The 18,123-nt window shown below is 70.4% G+C and carries 15 protein-coding genes and 1 pseudogene; 11 read left to right on the forward strand and 5 right to left on the reverse strand.

Translation table 11 applies throughout. From position 1 onward, the window contains the following. Positions 1-3,048, reverse strand: a 3,048-nt coding sequence (gene hrpA, locus VHB92_RS04545) for an ATP-dependent RNA helicase HrpA (RefSeq protein WP_325451846.1), incomplete at its 3' end; no start/stop codon positions are given. Between the two features lie 108 nt (positions 3,049-3,156). Between hrpA and VHB92_RS04550 the strand changes: the two genes are divergently transcribed. The 5 genes from VHB92_RS04550 (at position 3,157) to VHB92_RS04570 (ending at position 7,693) form a co-directional block, all read left to right on the forward strand. Then, positions 3,157-3,924 carry an AzlC family ABC transporter permease gene (locus VHB92_RS04550; protein ID WP_325451848.1) on the forward strand — a complete coding sequence of 256 codons (768 nt, stop codon included), beginning with the start codon at positions 3,157-3,159 and terminating at the stop codon, positions 3,922-3,924. After that, complete coding sequence (locus VHB92_RS04555; RefSeq protein WP_325451850.1) at positions 3,921-4,232, forward strand: AzlD domain-containing protein; 312 nt, start codon at positions 3,921-3,923, stop codon at positions 4,230-4,232. The genes VHB92_RS04550 and VHB92_RS04555 overlap by 4 nt, the downstream gene beginning before the upstream one ends. A gap of 90 nt (positions 4,233-4,322) precedes the next feature. After that, positions 4,323-5,933 (forward strand): long-chain fatty acid--CoA ligase, encoded by a 1,611-nt coding sequence (locus tag VHB92_RS04560; RefSeq protein ID WP_325451852.1) that lies wholly within the window; start codon positions 4,323-4,325, stop codon positions 5,931-5,933. 120 nt (positions 5,934-6,053) lie between these two features. Next, positions 6,054-6,884, forward strand: a complete 831-nt coding sequence (locus VHB92_RS04565; protein ID WP_325451854.1) for an aldo/keto reductase — start codon at positions 6,054-6,056, stop codon at positions 6,882-6,884. A gap of 104 nt (positions 6,885-6,988) precedes the next feature. Continuing rightward, positions 6,989-7,693 (forward strand): phosphotransferase, encoded by a 705-nt coding sequence (locus VHB92_RS04570; protein WP_325451856.1) that lies wholly within the window; start codon positions 6,989-6,991, stop codon positions 7,691-7,693. Positions 7,694-7,757: 64 nt separating this feature from the next. Here VHB92_RS04570 and VHB92_RS04575 read toward each other — a convergent pair whose 3' ends face one another. Beyond that, complete coding sequence (locus VHB92_RS04575; RefSeq protein ID WP_325451858.1) at positions 7,758-8,075, reverse strand: hypothetical protein; 318 nt, start codon at positions 8,073-8,075, stop codon at positions 7,758-7,760. Positions 8,076-8,147: 72 nt separating this feature from the next. On the opposite strand from VHB92_RS04575, the gene VHB92_RS04580 reads away from it, so the two are divergent. Next, positions 8,148-10,052 (forward strand): thioredoxin domain-containing protein, encoded by a 1,905-nt coding sequence (locus VHB92_RS04580; protein ID WP_325451860.1) that lies wholly within the window; start codon positions 8,148-8,150, stop codon positions 10,050-10,052. A 6-nt stretch (positions 10,053-10,058) separates the two neighbouring features. Here the strand turns inward: VHB92_RS04580 and VHB92_RS04585 are convergent, their stop codons facing one another. Next, the gene (locus VHB92_RS04585) at positions 10,059-10,400 is read right to left on the reverse strand and encodes a hypothetical protein (protein WP_325451861.1); all 342 of its coding nucleotides are present in this window, start codon (positions 10,398-10,400) and stop codon (positions 10,059-10,061) included. 200 nt (positions 10,401-10,600) lie between these two features. On the opposite strand from VHB92_RS04585, the gene VHB92_RS04590 reads away from it, so the two are divergent. From VHB92_RS04590 to VHB92_RS04610, 5 genes are all read left to right on the forward strand, one after another. Beyond that, a complete protein-coding gene (locus VHB92_RS04590) occupies positions 10,601-11,353 on the forward strand; it encodes a nicotinamide mononucleotide transporter (protein ID WP_325451862.1) in 753 nt (250 codons plus the stop codon). A gap of 63 nt (positions 11,354-11,416) precedes the next feature. Next, positions 11,417-11,785, forward strand: coding sequence for a MerR family transcriptional regulator (locus tag VHB92_RS04595; RefSeq protein ID WP_325451864.1), 369 nt, complete (start codon positions 11,417-11,419; stop codon positions 11,783-11,785). Beyond that, entirely contained in the window at positions 11,782-12,780 is a 999-nt protein-coding gene (locus VHB92_RS04600; RefSeq protein ID WP_325451866.1) for an aldo/keto reductase, read from the forward strand. Before VHB92_RS04595 ends, VHB92_RS04600 begins: the two co-directional genes overlap by 4 nt. A gap of 102 nt (positions 12,781-12,882) precedes the next feature. Further along, the gene (locus VHB92_RS04605) at positions 12,883-13,914 is read left to right on the forward strand and encodes an aldo/keto reductase (RefSeq protein ID WP_325451868.1); all 1,032 of its coding nucleotides are present in this window, start codon (positions 12,883-12,885) and stop codon (positions 13,912-13,914) included. 106 nt (positions 13,915-14,020) lie between these two features. Further along, the gene (locus VHB92_RS04610; RefSeq protein WP_325451870.1) at positions 14,021-17,620 is read left to right on the forward strand and encodes an AAA domain-containing protein; all 3,600 of its coding nucleotides are present in this window, start codon (positions 14,021-14,023) and stop codon (positions 17,618-17,620) included. A 58-nt stretch (positions 17,621-17,678) separates the two neighbouring features. On the opposite strand, the gene VHB92_RS04615 is transcribed toward VHB92_RS04610, so the two are convergent. Together VHB92_RS04615 and VHB92_RS04620 are read right to left on the reverse strand one after the other, a co-directional pair. Then, positions 17,679-17,927, reverse strand: coding sequence for a hypothetical protein (locus VHB92_RS04615; RefSeq protein WP_325451872.1), 249 nt, complete (start codon positions 17,925-17,927; stop codon positions 17,679-17,681). A 58-nt stretch (positions 17,928-17,985) separates the two neighbouring features. Continuing rightward, a pseudogene (locus VHB92_RS04620) lies at positions 17,986-18,123 on the reverse strand (glutathione peroxidase); the annotation flags it as partial.

Raw genomic sequence — 18,123 nt, forward strand, 5'->3', positions numbered from 1 at the left:
CGTCAGTCCCACGCGCTCGAGGGGATCACGCCGACGCACCGACGCCTTCGCCACCGATTCCCGCACCTTCGGGGCGAGGGTGCGCTGCAGCTCGAGGAGGTCCTTGCCCGCCGCCACGACTCGGGAACGCTCGTCGACGACCCGGAACGTCATGCGCAGGTGCGGCGGGACGCGGTCGACGTCGAAATCCGACGGGTCGACCGGCGTGCCGGTGAGGCGACGGATGATGCGCGAAAGCACCTCGGTGAACGGCTCGTCGGAAGGGGCTGCGGAGTTCGTGCCGGAGCGCACGGAGAGCTCAGCCGCGATGCGTGCTGCCCAGTCCGCCGCCGGCACCACGGAGCGGCGCAGCGCCTTCGGCAGAGTGCGGATCAGTGCCGTGATGAGGTCGACCCGCAGACCGGGCACCTGCGCGTCGAATCCGACCGGGCTCAGCCGGGGAAGCAGGGCGAGCGGAACCTGCACCGTGACCCCGTCGTCCTCGGAACCCGGCTCGAAGCGATAGCTGAGCGCCAGTCGCTGATCGCCTTGCCGCCAGACCGGCGGGAACGCCTCTTCGTCGATCACCGCCTCCTCGACGTCGTCGACGAGGTCTTCTCGGCGCATCGTGAGCAGCCGGCCGTTCCGCTTGCGCTCCTGCCGCCACCACGACTCGAACGAACGGGTGTCCGTGACGTCGGCCGGGATGCGCTGGTCGAAGAACGACACCATGGCTTCGTCGTCGAGCAGGATGTCCCGTCGCCTGGTGCGCTCCTCGACCTTCTCGAGCTCGGCGCGGAGTCTCGCGTTCGCACGCTGGAAGTCGAAGGCGTGGTCGCGCGTGTCACCCGGCCAGTCGCCATCCACGAGGGCGTGCCTGATGAACAGTTCCCTGGCCAGCGGCGCGTCGATGCGGCTGAGCTGCGCCCGTCGGCGCGCGACGATCGGCACACCGAACAGCGTGACCTTCTCGAACACGACGGCAGCGCCCTGCCGCTTCTCCCAGTGCGGTTCGCTGTAGCTGCGACGCACCAGCTCGCCCGCGAGCGGCTCGGCCCAGGCCGGATCGATGGCCGCGTTCATGCGCGCGAAGAGGCGGCTCGTCTCCACCAGCTCCGCGCTCATCACGGCAGCCGGCCGCTTCTTCGCCAGCGCGGAGCCGGGGAAGATCAGGAACCGCGTGTTCCTCGCGCCCACGTAGTCCTTCTTCTGCGCGTCGCGGAGGCCGATGTGCGAGAGCAGACCGGAGAGAAGCGATTTGTGGATGCCGTCCGCATCCACGCGTGCGTCGCCCGGCACGAGCCCGAGCGGCTTCGCCGTGCGGCGCAGCTGCCGGTAGAGGTCCTGCCACTCCCTGATCCGCAGGTAGTTGAGGAACTCCGCCTTGCACATTCGCCGGAACGCGCCGGAGGAGAGCTCCCGCTGCTTCTGCTCGAGGTGGTTCCACAGATTGAGCAGCGTGAGGAAGTCGCTCGTGGAATCCGTGAACCGCGCGTGCTGCTGGTCGGCCCGTGCGCGCCTCTCCAGCGGACGCTCGCGCGGATCCTGGATGGTCAGGCCCGCGACCACCGCCATCACCTCGCGCACGACGCCGTGCCTGCCCGCCTCGACGAGCATCCTCCCGAACCGGGGGTCGATGGGAAGCCTGGCGAGCGTGCGTCCGGTCTTGGTGAGCACGGCGGCGCGTTCGGTCGCGCCGTTCGAGCGCTGCTTCACCGCGCCGAGCTCCGCGAGCAGCTCGAGGCCGTCCTTCACGCCGCGCGAATCGGGCGGGGTGAGGAACGGGAACGCCTCGATGTCGCCGAGCCCGAGCGAGATCATCTGCAGGATGACGGCGGCGAGGTTCGTGCGCAGGATCTCCGGTTCCGTGAACTCGGGTCGCTTCTCGAAGTCGCTGCGGGAGTACAGCCGGATGGCGATGCCGTCGCTCGTGCGCCCGGAGCGGCCCGAGCGCTGCTTCGCGGAGGCTTGCGAGATCGCCTCGATGGGCAGCCTCTGCACCTTGGCCCTCGTCGAGTACCGGGAGATGCGCGCCGTGCCGGCGTCGATCACGTACCGGATGCCGGGAACCGTCAGGCTCGTCTCCGCCACGTTGGTCGACAGCACGACACGACGCCGGATGCCGGCCGGCACCGGCCCGAACACCCTGTGCTGGTCGGCGGCGGAGAGACGCCCGTAGAGCGGCAGCACCTCCGTGGTGGCCGCCTCGCCCCGCCGGGTGAGGTGTCCGCGCACGGCGTCCTCGGCATCGCGGATCTCCGTCTCGCCGGAGAGGAAGACGAGCACGTCGCCCGGTTTCTCCCGGCCGAGCTCGTCGAGCGCGTCGGTGATGCCCTGCAGGTAGTCGCGGTCGGCGGCAGGCGTGGCATCCACGTCGTCCCCGTCGTCTGCCGCGTCCGCTTCCTCTGCCACGAGCGGTCGGTACCGCACCTCGACCGGGTACGTGCGCCCGGAGACCTCGATCACGGGTGCGGGGTTGCCTTCCGCGTCGGCGAAGTGCCTGGCGAAGCTCTCCGGGTCGATGGTCGCGCTCGTGATGACGACCTTGAGGTCGGGACGTCGCGGCAACAGCTGCCGCAGGTATCCGAGCAGGAAGTCGATGGTGAGGCTGCGCTCGTGCGCCTCGTCGATGATGATCGTGTCGTATGCGGTGAGGTCGCGGTCTCGGTGGATCTCGTTCAGCAGGATGCCGTCGGTCATCACCTTGATGCGTGTCGCCTTCGACACCTCGTCCGTGAACCGCACCTTGTAGCCCACCAGGCCGCCGACCTCCTGGCCCAGCTCCTCCGCGACGCGCTCCGCGATGGCCCGTGCGGCGATCCGCCTGGGCTGAGTGTGACCGATCGACTCGCGTCCGAGCTGCAGGCAGATCTTCGGCAGCTGCGTGGTCTTGCCCGAACCGGTCTCACCGGCGACGATCACGACCTGGTGCGACTCGATGGCGCGCGCGATGTCGTCCCGCCGCTCGCTGACCGGAAGCTCGGGCGGGAAGTGGATGGCCGGAATATCCGGCGCGTTGACGCGACGGGCGCCGGTCACGCCGGTTCGGGCGGTGTGGGCGGAAGACATGAGCCCTCCATCCTATTCGCGTCGCCGCTCCGGGTGGCGTCCCCGGGTGGAGGTCCCGCGTGGATGCTGCGCGTGGACGCGGCGCAGGGCGCTGGCAGACTGGCGTGCATGAAACTGTGGCGGTCTCCTGCGGCTCGCACCGGGGCATCCGTCGCCATCGCCACGGGGTTGTACGGCGTCTCGTTCGGAGCGCTGGGAGTCGCGTCTGGCCTGGACTTCTGGCAGACGCAGGTGCTCAGCCTCCTCCTCTTCTCCGGCGGTTCCCAGTTCGCGTTCATCGGGGTGATCGCCGGCGGCGGCAGCGGGGGAGCGGCGCTCGGGTCCGCGGCGCTGCTGGGAATCCGGAACGCTGTCTACGGCATGCAGTTGAACGCGCTCATCGCTCCCCGGGGCTGGCTGCGGCTCGGAGCAGCGCACGTGACGATCGACGAATCCATGGCGACAGCGAGCGCGCAGGCGGATCCGGCCGAGCAGAAGCGGGCGTTCTGGGTGACCGGGGTCGGCATATTCCTGTTGTGGAATGTGTTCACTGCCGTGGGATCGCTGCTCGGCGGGGCAATCGGCGATCCGAAGGTGTGGGGGCTCGACGGCGCAGCCGTCGCCGCGTTCCTCGGCCTGCTGTGGCCGCGCCTGAAGGCGAGGGAACCTGCCGCCATCGCCGTCGCGTGTGCCGTGGTGACGGTGATCGTCGTACCGTTCGTGCCGCCGGGTGTTCCCGTGCTGGTCGGGGCCGTCGTCGCCGCGCTCTGGGGCCTGTTCGGGGTGGGCAAGGCGGACGAGGGTCTGGAACCCGATGTGGAGCCGCCGCACCGGGCGAACCAGGGGCACGACCTCGAGCCCGGTTCCGGCGACGAGCGCGAACGGCGGATGCCGTGACCACCTGGCTCTACATCCTCGCCGCGGGAGTCGTCGCATTCCTCACGAAGCTCATCGGGTACCTCGTGCCTGCCAGGGTGCTGAAGAGCAAGCGGATGACGCGCGTGGCCGGCACGCTGACGATCGGCCTGCTGGCATCCCTCACCGTGCTCAACACGTTCGCGAACGGCCAGCAACTCACGTTCGACGCGCGGATCGGCTCGCTCCTGGCGGCGTTGATCGCCCTGCTGTTGCGAGCACCCTTCCTCGTCGTCGTGATCGTCGGCGCCGTGGTCGCCGCCCTGCTCCGGCTCGCCGGTCTCGGCTGATCGGCGGGGTCGTCGGCGCAGCTCCAGCGTGCGCGTGTAGGTTCCTTGTCATCCGACCGGATGCCGTGTCAACGACGACAAGGAGCAGCCATGAACGAGAACACCGGGTCGAGCGCCGGCGACGCCTCCACCGAACGGCCCTCAGGATTCGCCACCGTCTCGGTTGCCGCCATCCTCGCGGAGGCCGCCAGGACGAACCCCGAGCGCACGGCCGTCATCTTCGGCGACCAGGAGATCAGCTATGCGCAGTTGTGGTGGGAGACCCGCCGGTACGCAGGAGCGCTCCGGGCCAGGGGAGTCGGTCGCGGCACGCCGGTCGCGGTGCTCATCCCCAATGTCCCGGACTTTCCGCGCGTGTACTTCGCGATCCTCGCGCTCGGGGGCGTCGTCGTGCCGGTGCACGCGCTCCTCAAGGCCGATGAGATCGAGTACGTGCTGCGCGACTCCGGCTCCGTCGCCCTGGTCTGCGCCGCGCCGCTCCTCGGCGAGGGCGCGAAGGCCGCTGCCCAGGCGGGCGTCGACCTGCTCAGCGTGCTGGTGCCCGATGACGCGAGGGCAGGTCTTCCGTTCCCGAGGCTGGAAGACGAGGCGGCGTCCGCCGAGCCCGTCGCCGGATACCTTCCGATGGACCCGTTCGACACCGCGACCATCCTCTACACGAGCGGCACCACCGGCAAGCCCAAGGGTGCCGAGGGATGCCACTTCGCCATCGTCGAGCAGACCAGCTCGCTGCTCACCGACGCCTTCGACCTGACGGCGGAGGACAGGGTGCTCGGATGCCTGCCCCTCTTCCACACGTTCGGCCAGGTCTGCGTGATGAACGTGGGATTCCGGGCAGGCGCCGCCGTCGTGCTCGTTCCGCGCTTCGACGGCGCGACGGCGCTCGAGCTGTTGAACCGGCACGCGTGCACGATCATGACCGGCGTTCCCACCATGTACATCGCGCTGCTGGAGGCGGCGAAGTCGAATCCGGAGCGACCGCCGCTCAAGTACGGGCTCTCCGGCGGCTCCGCCCTGCCGCTCGCGGTGATCGAGCGGTTCAGGGAGGTCTACGGAGTCAACATCCACGAAGGATACGGGCTGACCGAGACGTCCCCGGTGGCCACGTTCAACGTGGTCGGCAAGCCCACGCGAGCCGGCACCGTGGGACAACCGCTCTGGGGCGTCGAAGTGGAGATCGCGGATGCCGAGGTGGACGACCGCATCGAGCTCCTGCCGCGCGGGGAGCTCGGAGAGATCGTCGTGCGCGGGCACAACCTCATGAAGGGATACCTGCACCTGCCGGAGGCGACGGCGGAGGCCGTGATCGACGGCTGGTTCCGCACCGGCGACCTGGGCACCAAGAGCGACGACGACTACGTCACGATCGTCGACCGCAAGAAGGACATGATCGTGCGCAACGGCTACAACGTGTATCCGCGAGAGGTCGAAGAGGTGCTCGCCGCGCATCCCGCCGTCTCGATGGTCGCCGTGTTCGGTGTCTCGCACGAGCAGCACGGGCAGGAGATCATGGCAGCCGTCACGCTCGTGCCCGGTGCGAGCGCGACGCCCGAGGAGCTCGTGGAGCACGCCAGGGAACGGGTGGCCGCCTACAAGTTCCCGCGGCGCGTCGAGATCGTGGAGTCGCTGCCGCTCGGCCCAAGCGGCAAGGTGCTCAAGCGCGAGCTCATCCGCATCTACGACGTCCAGGCGGCAGGCTGAGCCCCGCGCGCTGAACCCCGCGTGCTGAGCTCCGTCGCTCGCTGAGCTCAGCCCGCGAGGGTGCGGTCTCGGCAAGGCCGGGCCCGCGGTCGACGGGTCCGGTTCGCTAGCGTTGACGGCATGACCGAGACGAACGTTCCCACTGTCGAACTGAACAACGGCACCAGAATCCCTCAGCTCGGATTCGGCGTGTTCCGCGTCGACCCGGCGCGCACTGCCGAGATCGCGGGCGACGCGATCGACGTCGGCTACCGTCACATCGACACGGCGGCCGGGTACCGGAACGAGAAGGGCGTCGGCGAGGCGGTGCGCTCCTCCGGCGTCGCCCGCGAGGATCTCTGGATCACGACCAAGCTCGCCAACGGCGACCAGGAGCATCCGGATGACGCCTTCCAGGCCAGCCTGGATGCGCTCGACCTCGACTATGTCGACCTCTACCTCATCCACTGGCCGATGCACGAGAAGGGCATCTACGCCGACGTGTGGAAGTCGCTGATCGCGATCGCCGAATCCGGGCGCGCCAGGTCGATCGGCGTCTCGAACTTCCAGATCGAGCATCTCGAACGGGTCATCGCCGAGACCGGAGTGACGCCGGCCGTGAACCAGGTGGAGCTGCACGTCGAGTTCCAGCAGCGCGAGCTGCGCGCGTTCCATGCCGAGCACGGCATCGCGACCGAGGCGTGGTATCCGCTCGGGGGCGGCTCCCTGAGCGACGCCCCCGTGCTCAAGCAGATCGCGGATGCCCACGGCAAGACGGTCGCCCAGGTCGTGCTGCGCTGGCACGTGCAGACCGGCAACATCGCGATCCCGAAGTCGAATCACCGCGAGCGCATGGCCGAGAACTTCGACATCTTCTCGTTCGAGCTCACCTGGGACGACATGCAGGCGATCGCGTCTCTCGACCGCGGCGAGGACGGCCGGAGGGGCACGCACCCGTTGCAGATGCGCTGACGACGACGGCGCCGCGCGCGGCGATGTGTCGCGCGCGGCGCCGCTTGAGCGACGTTCCGTCCTCGGGCGGTCCGAGCGCCGGTCACCGGTCCTAGGCTCCAGTCATGGAGCTGATCGCGCGGGGAAGAGCGGCGGACGTCTTCGATCTGGGCGACGGACGCGTGCTCCGGCGGTACCGCGATGGAGGGGACGCCGCATTGGAGGCGCGCGCCATGCTCCATCTCGAGGAGCGCGGGTATCCCGTTCCCCACGTCTACGACGCCGAGGGCCCCGATCTCGTCGTCGAGCGGGTCGACGGCGGCACACTGTTCGACGAGATGGTGCACGAGCCGGCCCAGTACCGCAGGTACGGCCGGCTTCTCGGCGAGTTGCACGAGCGCCTGCACAGGCTCCCGGCGCCGCCCTGGCTCGCCGACGACACGGAGGGCCTCGTCGTCATCCACCGCGATCTGCACCCGCAGAACGTGATCCTCAGCGTTCGCGGCCCCGTCGTCATCGACTGGACGGATGTCACCGCCGGGAAGGCATCCGTCGACGCGGCGGTCACCGTGCTGCTCACGCTCGGATCGGATCTCGACGTCGATCCCGCCGTCGCCGAGCACGTGGAGCCCTTCAGGGCTCTGTTCGTCGACGCCTTCCTGGAGACCTGCGGCACCGACCCGAGAGAAGGGCTCACGGAGGCCATCGAGTACCGGCTGGGCACGCCGAACAACACGCAGAAGGAGACGGCGTGGCTGACCGAGGACGGGCCGCGCTGCCTCGACGCGTTCTATCTCGAGCCGCGCGAACTGCAGTCCCGCGAGCTCTAGGCATGCGAGCCGCAGGCGCCGGCCCGGGAACCTGCGCCCGTGCCTGGGCCCTAGTGGTCGTCGCCTACTCGTCGTTCTTGCCGCGAGAGGGCACGAGCGCGAGCACGAAGAGCAGCACGAGAAGCGCGAAGATGGCGAGGCCGGAGAGCACGTCGCTGGGCTGCGTGGGCAGCAGGTGGCCGTCGATGGAGAGAACCATGGTCGTCTCCACCAGCCCGAACGCGATGTAGAACGCCGCGAGCCCCACGATGAGCCATCCCGGGCGCCTGCCGCGGCGATGAAGTTCCGTTCGGCGCAGCTCGACGGTGAAGGCGAGCAGCAGAACGGGAAGGATCGACGCCATCGCGCTGGCCGTCGCCCCGTCCACGATGATCAGCCTCACGAAGGCGACTCTAACGCTCCCGCAGTGCGGGTGCTCGGCGCCGAGCCGCGACGCCGAACCTAGGCTGGCGGCATGCCGAACCGACTAGCCGACGCCGTGAGCCCCTACCTGCTCGCCCACGCGCAGAATCCGGTGGACTGGCATCCGTGGGGTGAGGAGGCGTTCGCGGAGGCACGGGAACGCGACGTGCCGGTCTTCGTCTCGATCGGCTACGCCACCTGCCACTGGTGCCACGTGATGGCCAGGGAGACGTTCAGCGACCCGAGCCTGGCGGCCAGGCTCAACGCCGGATTCGTGGCGGTCAAGGTGGACAGGGAGGAGCATCCCGACGTCGACGCGGCCTACCTCGCTGCGGCGAGTGCGTTCACGCGATCGCTCGGCTGGCCGCTCTCGGTGTTCACGACGCCCGACGGCCGGGCGTTCTTCGCCGGCACCTACTTTCCGCCGCAGGCAAGTGGCGGCATCCCGTCGTTCGGGCAGATCCTCGACGCGGTGACGGATGCCTGGACGCACCGCCGCGACGACGTCGCCGACACCGCGTCGCGCGTGGCGGCCGCCGTCGAGGAGCTCGGCAGGGACGGTCGCGGCGCATCCGGTGCGGAAGCGCGGGCGCTGGATGCGGACCGACTGGCGGCAGCGGCCAGGGCGCTCGCCGGCGCAGAGGACCCCGAGTTCGGCGGCTTCGGCTCGCCGCCGGACTTTCCCGGCCCGAAGTTCCCCGCCGTGCCCGCGCTCGGATTCCTGCTGGGCTCCGGCGTGCGTGAGGCCGAGCGCGCGGCGCTGCACACGCTCGACCGCATGGCGGCCTCGGCCCTGCGCGACCCGGTCGACGGCGGCTTCTTCCGGTACGGCACGCGCAGGGACTGGGGCGTTCCGCACTACGAGCGCATGCTCTACGACAACGCCGGCTTGCTGCGGCTGTACGCCGATGCCGCAGTGCTCTCCGGCGAGTCCCGGTTCGCGGACGTCGCCAAGGGGATCGCATCCTTCCTGTTCGGCACGCTCAGGGTCGCCGACGGCCTGGCCTCTGCTCAGGACTCCGAGAGCGAGGTCGACGGCGTGCGACGCGAGGGCGCCTACTACCAGCTGCCCGCCGAGGCGCGTTCCGAACAGCCGCGGCCGGCACTGGACGCCAAGGTGCTCACCGGATGGAACGGACTTGCGTTCGGCGCCGCCGCCCACGCCGGTGCCCTGCTCGGCCGGCTGGACTGGGTGGTCGACGCATCCGGGATGGCGGATCGCCTGCTGGCATCGCACGTCGCTGCCGACGGGCGGATGCTCACGCGCGCGTCGCTCGACGGTCGCGCGTCCTTGGCGGCACCGGCACTGGAGGATTACGGCCTGTTCGCGCGAGGCCTGCTCGACGTGTTCCTCGCCACCGGCGAGCCACGCTTCGCGCAGGCGGCGCGGATGCTCGTCGACGCGACCCTGGATGCCGCAGCAGACGCGCAGGAGCAGCGCACGCCGTTCGCGGTCCCCGGCGGCGGCGATCCCGTGCTGTCCGCTCACGGTCTCGTCTCGGATGCCGATCCCTCCGAGGGCGCGTATCCGGGCGGGCTGTCGTCGCTGGCCGACGCCTCGCGTGTGCTGTACTCCCTCACCGACGACGAGCGTTACGACACGGCAGCGAGAACCGCGGTCTCGCAGCTCGCCGACGCCGCGGCGCGTTCGCCCATCGCGTTCGGGGGAGTGCTGCAGGTGGCCACGGCGCTGTCGGGGGAGCTGCTGCAGCTCGTGGTCGTCACGCCCGGCGCAACTGCTGTCGACGGGGACGGGCGGCTTCGACGCACGGCGGCCGAGCGGGTGCAGGGCCTGGGCGCGGGCGCCGTGGGGGTCGTCGTGTCGGAGAAGGCGGCATCCGCGCTCGCCTCGGCGGGGTTCGGGCTCTTCGAGGCGCGAACGGCCATCGGTGGGGAGCCGACCGAGTACCTGTGCCGCGGGTTCGTCTGCGAGCTGCCGCGCACGTTCGTCGTCTGATTCCGGTCAGGCGGCGTTCAGCCTGCCGAGCATGCTCCAGACGGCGGGCGTGAGCTCCGGGTGGTCGAGCGCGACCCGCCTCAGCAGCTGGTACTCGAACTGTTCGCGCTCCTCCCGCGCCGCGGAAGGGTGATACGCCCGTGACCTCGCCTCGGCCAGGTCGTGCGCCTCGATCGTCTCCTCGCGCAGGGTGAGCACGACCTGCTCGTCGACCGTCGGCAGCTCGGGGAGGAACTCCCACGGGTCGTCGCCCAGGCGGCAGCGGAACTCGATGACGGCCGCGAGCTCGTCTCTGGCCTCCTGGCGCAGCAGTTCCAGGCTCATCGGATGCCTTTCCTGCGGCGTCATCCGTCGACCTCCCCTGCGCTCGTCCCCACACGCTTTTGTGATCGACAAGGGTACGACGACGGCCCACCCGCCGCGAATCGCCCGGCCGTTCGGTTTCGCAGCGCGTCGTCGCGAACCCGGTGGACGCGAAGGAGCGCTCGGAGGTCGGCATGCGGGTTCGGCCGGGTCTCGCCTGGATAACGATTCGCGGGGACAGTCCGGTGAACGCGCGATCACGCGGCGCCCTGTACCTCGATCGCGGCACAATGGTGCTCGTCCCCGTCGAGAGAAAGGCCGCCATGCTCGCCCTGCTCGACTGGCTGACCGCTCCGCTGGCGGTGTGGGGATCGCAGCAGATCGTCCTCGCCGGAGTGCTGGGTGCTGCGGCTCTGCTGGCGGCAGAGGTGGCCGTCGCCCGTGGCGCGCGCTGGGCGTGGCCGTCCGCCGCCGTGCTCTGCGTGGCCTTCGCCGTGCTCGCGCTCGCGGAGTCGCGGTTCGTGGATGCCGCCATCAGGCTCGTGCTCGCCGCACTGTGCGCCTACGGCTGGCGGGTGCGACGCGGCAGCGCCTCGAGTACGCCGCGAGCGGTGACCGGCAGGGAGGCAGCATACGGGGTGGTGCTCTTCGCGATCTCCACGGTCGTGGCCGCCTACGCGCTCACCGACCAGTCGGGCGATCCGGCATCCTGGGGACCGGCCGTCGTTGTCGCCGCGCTGTTCGTGCAGGCGGCGGCGCTCGCCCGGGGACTCGTGGCCGGCTGGTGGGTGGCGCTCGGCGGCTCGATCGCCTGCCTCGTGGTCGCCGCCGTCGGCGCATCCTGGGGTGCGGCGGCCGTCGCCGTGGCGGGCATGGTGGTTGCCGGGTACGGTTGCGTGCGCTGGCGACGCGAGTGCGCGGCATCCATCGCGCTCGCGCCACCGGCACTCGAGCACGACGCCGCCCGGGAATCCGCGGGCCTGAGCCGTTCCTCATAGCGCACGAATCGATTCGAAGCGCGGACTTGACCCGGAGCGCACTCCGGGTCGCACCATGGTGACATGACGACGACGATGATGACCCCATCGCAGGCGGCCGCGAACCTCGGTGTCTCGGCCGAGACGCTCAGGTACTGGGAGCGCGCCGACATCCTCTCGCCTGTCGGTCGCGACGCCAGTGGACGCCGGGTGTACACGGACGGCGACCTGGAGTCGATCGACGTGATCAAGTGCCTGCGGCAGACGGCCATGCCGATCCGCACCATCCGCGACTTCGTCGAACTGGTCAGGCAGGGACAGGGCACGGAGCACGAACGTCTGCAGATGCTGCGCAAGCACCGCGAGCGCGTGCTCGAGGACATGCGACGTCAGCAGGAGGCGCTCGACTACATCGAGCACAAGATCCGGTACTACGAGGAGATCACCCGATGACCACCCTTCCCACCCGGCGGCTCGGCCGCTCGAACCTTCAGGTGAGCGCGCTCGCGCTCGGCACCTGGCCGCTCGGCGGCGACATGGCGGCAGGCACGCAGAAGCTCGGATACGCGGGCATCGACGAGCGCGAGACCGTGGCGGCCCTGGAGCGCGGCCTCGCCGCAGGCGTCAACCTCATCGACACCGCGGACGCGTACGGCGCCGGCCACGCCGAGCGGGCGCTGAAGCCCGTGCTCGCTGGGCACCCTGACGTCATGATCGCCACCAAGTTCGGCAACGTCATCGACGAGCAGAACCGGCAGCTCACGGGCGTCGACGTGTCTCCCGAGTACGTGCGTTCTGCAGCGCACGCGTCTCTCGCGCGCCTGGGTCGCGACCGCATCGACCTCCTGCAGCTGCACACGCCCGACATCTCGGCCGCACAGGCCGATGACGTGATCGGGGCGCTGGAGTCGCTCGTCGACGAGGGCGCCGTCGCCTGGTACGGCGTGAGCACGGACGATCCCGACCTGGCCAGGCCGTTCGTCGGCGGCGAGCACTGCACGGCCATGCAGATCGAGCTCAACGTGCTCGACGACAACCCCGCCATGCTCGAGCTGTGCGAGAGCGCCGACCTCGGCGTGCTGTGCCGGTCGCCCCTCGCCATGGGGCTGCTGGGCGGCAAGTACACGGCGAACCGCCCGGTCGCCGGCGCCGACGACGTGCGCACCCACCAGCCGGAGTGGATGAAGTGGTTCGTGAAGGGAACGCCGAGCCCGCAGTACCTCGCCGCGCTCGACTCCGTTCGCGAAGACCTCACCTCCGACGGCCGCTCGCTGGTTCAGGGCGCGCTGGCCTGGATCTGGACCCGCTCCGACCGCGCCATCCCCATCCCCGGCTTCCGCAACGAGCAGCAGGTGGACGACCTCATCGGCTCCCTGCGGCACGGCCCGCTCGCGTCGGACGCGTTCGAGCGCATCGAACAGGCGCTGCGCGGCCGCGACGCGGCCTGACCGGTACTCGCGCGCATCCTTCGTCCCCGCGGCCGGGCGACGGGAACGGCCCGTCGCATCAGATCCCATCCCCCTTCCGATCCACCCCGTTCAAGGAGAACCATGCACTACCGCACACTCGGCCACAGCGGAACGGCCGTCACCGACCTCGCCCTCGGCACCATGACGTTCGGTCACGAGGCGAGCGAGGAGGCGTCGTTCGCCATCCTCGACGCCTACGTGGAGGTCGGAGGAAACTTCATCGACACCGCGGATGTCTACACGCACGGCGTGTCGGAGGAGATCATCGGCAGGTGGCTGGCCGCGCATCCGACCGAGGCCGAGCGGCTCGTCATCGCGACCAAGGGCCGGTTCCCGATGGGTGAGGGCCCGAACGACCTCGGTCTCTCGCGCAGGCACCTCAGCCGCGCGCTCGACGCGTCGCTCGCGCGCCTCGGCGTGGAGACCATCGACCTGTACCAGATGCACGCGTGGGACGCCCTCACTCCGATCGAGGAGACCCTGCGCTTTCTCAACGACGCCATCGCGGCGGGCAAGATCCAGTACTACGGCTTCTCGAACTTCACCGGCTGGCAGCTCACGAAGGCCGTCCACGTGGCGCGGGCGCACGGCTGGGCGGAGCCCGTCACCCTTCAGCCGCAGTACAACCTCATCGTGCGCGGCATCGAGCACGAGATCGTGCCCGCCTCGCTCGATGCGGGCATCGGACTGCTGCCGTGGTCTCCGCTCGGCGGCGGCTGGTTGAGCGGAAAGTACCAGCGCGACGTCGCCCCCGAGGGCGCGACGAGGCTCGGCGAGAACCCGGAGCGCGGCATGGAGGCGTGGCGCGGGCGCAACGACGATCCGCGCACGTGGCGCATCCTCGACGTCGTGCAGGAGATCGCCGACGTGCACGACGCGTCGCTGTCGCAGGTGTCGCTGGCCTGGCTGCTGGCGCAGCCGGCGGTGACCAGCGTCATCCTCGGCGCGCGCACGGTCGAGCAGCTGAACGACAACCTGGGCGCGAGCGACATCGAGCTGACGGGCGCCCAGCTCGCCGCGCTCGACGAGGCGAGCACGCCGCGCGTGGAGGACTACCCGTACGGCGTTCCCGGGGAGCAGCAGCGCAGCCGCCGCATCGAGGGCGGTCGCTAGCCCTCGGCCCGGATCGACGTCACGGCCGCCGCTTCCCCTCGCTTTCGCGTGCGGGGATCGGCGGCCGCCGCGCATCGGCGTCGGTGGTCGGCGCTAGCGTTGCCCCATGTTCCTGCTTCCCGACGGCTCCGTCGTGCTGAGTCCCAGCGACCTCAGCACGGCGTCGACGTGCGAGTTCGACTTCCTTCGCCGTCTCGACGGGAAGCTGGGCTGGGGGCCTGTCGTGGAGCGCCCGCTGGATGCGATGCTGGAGCGCACGTCGCGCCTGGGAGACGAGCACGAGCACCGCGTGCTCGACCGCTACCTGGAGCGGTTCGGCGAGGCGGTCGAGGTCTTCGACCGCCCCGAGCATCCGGATGCCGCGGCGCTCACGTCCGCCGCGGAGGCGACGGCCGCCGCCTTCCGCGGAGGCGCTCCTGTGGTGTACCAGGGAGTCTTCTTCGAGCCGGCGCTCGACAGACCGGAACGGAACGAGGCCGCCGATGGATCGGTCGCCGAGCCGCCGATCGCGTTCGTCGGCTATGCCGACTTCATCGTGCGCGAAGCCGACGGCCGTTACACGGTCGAAGACACGAAGCTCGCGCGAAGGGCCAAGGTCACTGCTCTGCTGCAGGTGGCGGCATACGCGCTGCAGTTGAGCCGCATCGGCATCGAGCCGTCAGACGAGGTGCGTCTCCTCCTCGGCGACGGCAGCGTGAGCACGCACCGGCTCGCGGACATCCTCCCTGTGTATCGCAAGCGCATCGCCCGCCTGCACCAGATCGTGCGCGAGCATCTGGCCGACGGACGCGCCGTGCAGTGGGGCGACGAGCGATTCGCGGCGTGCGGGCGATGCGACACCTGTGCCGCGGAGGTCGAGGCCCAGCGCGACGTGCTGCTCGTCGCGGGGGTGCGCGTCACCCAGCGTCCGCGGCTCGTGGCGGCCGGCATCAGCACGATCGACGATCTCGCATCGCTTCCCGACGACGTCGAGGTCGACCGCATCGCACCCAGCACGCTGGCCGCCCTGCGTCAGCAGGCGCAGCTGCAGCTGGCCGCGTCGGCGGGTGAGCCACCACCCGTCGTGGTGTTCAACCCGAGTGCGCTGGCCGCGCTGCCCCAACCCGATCCCGGCGACATCTTCTTCGATTTCGAGGGCGACCCTCTCTACACCGAGAGTGCCGGAGCCGGCGGCGCGGGCAGGAACGGCTCTGGCGGGGGCGGCTCTGGCGGGCACGGTACAGATCAGTGGGGGCTCGACTACCTCTTCGGGGTGCTGCAGACGGACGGCGAGTTCGTCCCGTTCTGGGCGCACACGTTCGCCGAGGAGCGCGAGGCGCTCATGGCGTTCCTGCGCGACGTGCGGCGCCGCAGGTCCGAGCATCCCGGCATGCACATCTACCACTACGCGTCGTACGAGCGCACGCACCTGCTGCAGCTCGCGGCCCGGCACGGTGTGGGCGAAGACGAGGTCGACGACCTCCTGCGCGACAACGTGCTGGTCGACCTGTACCCGTTGGTGCGCAAGGCGGTACGCGTGGGGTCGCGCTCGTACTCCATCAAGAAGCTCGAGCCACTCTACATGGGGCGCGAACTGCGTTCGGGCGAGGTGCAGGATGCCGGCACCTCGATCGAGGAGTACGCCGCAGCCAGGGCTCTCATGCTGACGGGGGAGATCGAAGAGGGGCAGCGAAGACTCGACGAGATCGCGGCGTACAACAGGTACGACTGCCTGTCCACCCTGCGACTGCGGGACTGGCTGCTGGCTCGTGCCGCGGATGCGCGCATCCCGGTCGGTCTTCCCGCCCCCGAGCACAGGACGCCGGAACTCGAACCCTCGACGCTGCGCGACGAGTTGCTGGCGCTCGCAGGCGAGTCCGCCGTGCCGTACCTCTCCGGCACCGATGCCACACGGGAGCGCACCGCCGACGAGACCGCCGCGGCGTTCGCCGCCGCGACGCTGGACTACCACCGGCGCGAGCAGAAGAGCTTCTGGTGGGCGCATTTCGCCCGCCTCGTGGATCCGATGGAGGCGTGGGCCAACACGAGGGACGTGTTCGTCGTCGAGCGCGCGGAGGTGCTGCGGAACTGGTACCGCGACGAGGGCCAGCGCTCCGACCACCGGCTCCTTCGGCTCACCGGTCAGTTCGGCCCCGGCAGCACCGCGAAATCCGGAGGCGACGCCTACCTGCTCTACGAGTTCCCCGGACCGTTCCCCGCCACGAGCGGCGACCCGGGAGCGAGAAGCGCCAAAGGAGTCCGGCTCGCAGAAGTCGGCGACGACTGGCTGGTCGTCGATGAGAGGCGGCAGGAGGATGTCGTCCCGTACGACGACCTGCCCAGCGCCGTCACCCCTGGGCCGCCGCCGCGAGCAGGAACTCAGGTGCCGGCGATCGAGTCCTGGTGCAGGTCGATCGTGGATGCGCGGCCCGAGTGGCCGCACGACCCGGTGACGGACCTTCTGCGCAGGGTGGTGCCGCGGGTCAGGGGAGCAAGCGTCGCGGAGCGCGTGGGAAGGGCATCCGATGACTCGCTCATCGCCGAGGTGACGGGCACGGTGGCCGACCTCGACCATTCCTACCTCGCGGTGCAGGGCCCGCCCGGCACGGGCAAGTCCTACCTGGGTGCTCACGTGATCGCGTCTCTCGTGCGCGATCGCCACTGGAAGATCGGCGTGGTGGCCCAGTCGCATGCCGTCATCGAGCACCTGCTGGCCTCGGTGGTGACGACGGCGGGCCTCGACGGCGCCCTCGTCGGAAAGGTGCCGCAGAGCGGAGCCGCAGCCGACGACCGGTGCCCGTACACCGTGCTGCCGAAGGACGGCCAGCTCCAGTTCGCACTCGATCATCTCGAGACGGGTTTCGTGGTCGGCGGCACGGCATGGGATTTCAGCAACCCGGCGCGCGTGCCGGCACGCAGCCTCGACCTTCTCGTGATCGACGAGGCCGGGCAGTTCTCGCTCGCGACGACGGCGGCATCCGCGGTCGCCGCCCGCAACCTGCTGCTGCTGGGCGATCCGCAGCAGCTGCCCCAGGTGAGCCAGGGGTTGCATCCGGAGCCCGTCGATCGCTCGGCGCTCGGCTGGATCAGCGACGGTCACGACGTGCTGCCGGCGGAGCTCGGGTTCTTCCTGCCGCAGACGCGGCGCATGCATCCCGCCCTCGCCGAGCGCGTCTCGGTGTTGTCGTACGAGGGACGGCTGCGTGCACATCCGGAGTCGGCCGGCCGGTTCCTGGAGGGCGTGCCTCCTGGCCTGCATGCGCAGCCCGTCGTGCACGACGGCGATGCGACGGAGTCGGTCGACGAGGCCGAGCGCGTCGTCGAGCTCGTGCGGCGCACGCTGGGTCGCGCCTGGCACGACGAGCACGGCGACCGTGTGCTGGTCGAGGACGACATCATCGTCGTCACGCCGTACAACGCGCAGCTCGCGCTCGTGCGCGCCGCGTTGGCGGACGCCGGCCACGGCGACGTGCGCGTGGGCACCGTCGACAAGTTCCAGGGCCGGGAGGCGGTCGTCGCGATCGTGTCGCTCGCTGCGTCGTCGGCCGAGTATGCGCCACGGGGTCCACGCTTCCTGCTCATGAAGAACCGGCTCAACGTGGCCGTCTCACGCGCGAAGTGGGCCGCCTACCTCGTCTACTCGCCCTTGCTCACCGAGCACCTGCCGCATCGACCAGACGGCGTCGCCGAGCTGAGCGCGTTCATCACGCTGGCCGAGGGAGTGTAGTGCCCGGCGGTGCGACCGACCCCGGCGGTGCGACCGACCCCGGCTAGCGCGGCCCCGGCTAGCGCGACCCCGGCTGGCGCAGCCGCTGCGTGCGCTCCTGCGCCGCGCGGCGGGCGGCCCGGCGCCTGCCGATGGACACGCCGATCATGATCGCGCCGATCGCCGCGAGCACGAACCCGGTGGCCTGCAGCCATCCGATTCCGGCGGTGGGCAGGCCGGTCGTCACAGCGACGACGATCTGGTAGCCGAATCCTGCTGCCAGGCCGAGCACGACGAGCACGATGCCGATCGGAAGGAGGGCTTTCACGGCTGCCAGCCTACGAGGTGCACGCCGGTGCCGGCCGCGGGCAGCTCTGGCGTCGCCCTCAGGCGGCTGCGGCGGGCAGCGCGGTCTCGATCGCCGAGATCACCTCTGGAGCGTCCGGCTCCGTGCGAGGACGGAAGCGGTGCACCTCGCCGGCCGGCGTGATCAGGAACTTCTCGAAGTTCCACTGAATGCGGCC

This window comes from Humibacter sp., from assembly GCF_035547335.1.
GTDB lineage: Bacteria > Actinomycetota > Actinomycetes > Actinomycetales > Microbacteriaceae > Humibacter.